Origin of the sequence: Corynebacterium sp. HMSC05D08 (genome assembly GCF_001807215.1) — a bacterium.
Taxonomy (GTDB): Bacteria; Actinomycetota; Actinomycetes; order Mycobacteriales; family Mycobacteriaceae; genus Corynebacterium; species Corynebacterium striatum.
In genome coordinates, this window is the sequence record NZ_KV788293.1 from 1 (window position 1) to 1,787 (window position 1,787).

Annotated in this window: 1 protein-coding gene; it reads right to left on the reverse strand. The window is 53.4% G+C overall.

The features are described 5' to 3' along the window. Window positions 1-143 precede the first annotated feature (143 nt). Window positions 144-1,643, reverse strand: coding sequence for an integrase core domain-containing protein (locus tag HMPREF3148_RS01565; RefSeq protein ID WP_049151660.1), 1,500 nt, complete (start codon window positions 1,641-1,643; stop codon window positions 144-146). Between the last annotated feature and the right edge of the window lie 144 nt (window positions 1,644-1,787).

Below are 1,787 nucleotides of genomic sequence, written 5' to 3' on the forward strand. Positions count from 1 at the left end.
TGTTATGTCCATGGGCTTTTTGGACACGGAGTCCAGTAGCTTTTTGGGCTAGGAGTCCAATGACTTTTTGGACGTGGAGTCTCCCTGCTTTTTGGGCAGGGAGTCTTTGGTGTTTTTGGACAGTCTCTAGCTCGTCTTACCGGTTATGGTTTCTTTCGTCTCGACGGGCGCGGACGCGACAGGATTGGTTTGATCTCTGGTGGCCGGCGGTGCCACATTCCTTCGACATGCCCGATGTTGATCTGTCCGCCGGCTGGACGCTCAAGTAGCTTGATGGGCAGTGGGAATGAAAACAGTGCTTCACCATCATGATCAGTGAAGAACTCAGCGGTGTCATCGGTAACGTGGCTGTATATGAGCCGGTTTTTAAACCGGAGTCCTACATAGAATCCATAGCCCAGGATGCGCACCACTCCGCTTTTGTTGATCCACAGTGTGTCGGGGATACCCCAGGCGTTGCTTGACTGGGCGGATAGACCGTCTACGGTGGGACTGATGGTAGGAGATGATTCTTGCTGGATTGGTTCGTTATCGTCATCGATGGTTGTGGGAGAAGCTGCAACTTCTCCCACAACCGGCGCCATCGCCTCTTTAACCCCATTCTCGATACGATGCTCGTGGTGTATCGCGCTTTCTGAGTGTGTATCCCGGTATGACTTCACAATCTTGGCCCACAGCACATCCGGGTCAATGGGTTGTGTTGGGGATTGAGCGTGGGCGAAGTGCTCACGGGCTTGGGCTGGAGTGATGTGCATTTTGCCGACTAGCAGGCCTTGATGGCGGCGCCTGGTGTTGTAAAACTCGCGGTAGTCGTCCAACAGCTGTTTGACGTGCTGAAGTGTTGTAGGTTGGCGTGCATCGAGAAACTTGGTCATGGTTTGATGCGAGCGTTCATCTTTGCCTTGGGTTTGCGGGCCAAAACCTGCAATGGACCAGATACCTTGGGCGGCGAGCCAGCGCTCGGTATCGGACAACCGGCCCCGGTGATAGGTGGCGAAAGCTTCACCGTTATCGGTCAAAAGTTCCTGCGGGCGACCATACGTTTCTATTGCTGCGGCCAAGGTAGTGCGAGCATCGAATCCGTTTTCTTTGGCGGCGAAGGCTTGTGAGCCCAGATCAAACCGGCTGGCATCATCAACCAGCTGGTAGATAGTGATCTGGGTATGTGGAGTGCCAAAGAGTCGGTAGACAAACCCGTCGAGTTGCCACAGCTCATCGACTTTATCGCGTGCCCAGCGTTTAAAGCTTTTACGAGGACGTTTACGGGCATTGGCCTCAGCAACACCAGCTTCGTGGAGCCAAAGCGCAATCGTAGACCGTGCCGGTGGGTGCTCTAAACCAAGGTCATCAATGAGGTAGTAATAGATTGACCACGGGCCATAGTCCCGTCCCTGGGCCTTGAGCACTGATCGAGCTGTGATGACTTTCTGACGAAGGTGATCATCGTAGATTCTGGCTGGGGAATGCGGGGCGGTGGAGTCAGGCAGGATGCCTGCACGGCCGCGTTGTTCAACGCGGCGTTTGATGTTGGCATAGGTTTGGCGAGATACGCCAATATCCTTGCAGAATTGGGTGACGGTTCGTCCGTCTCTTACTGGGTCGAAGTCCGCTATTTTCTTGCGGAGATGGGTTGAAATAGCCATCTTGGTATTCCAACCCACCGACTGTCCAAAAAGTCTTGAGACATCACGACAAGGAAGTCTTTGGACTCCGTGACCAAAAACTATCTGGACTCCCCGTCCAAAAAGCCATTAGACTCCGTGACCAAAAACTCCATAGACATCACA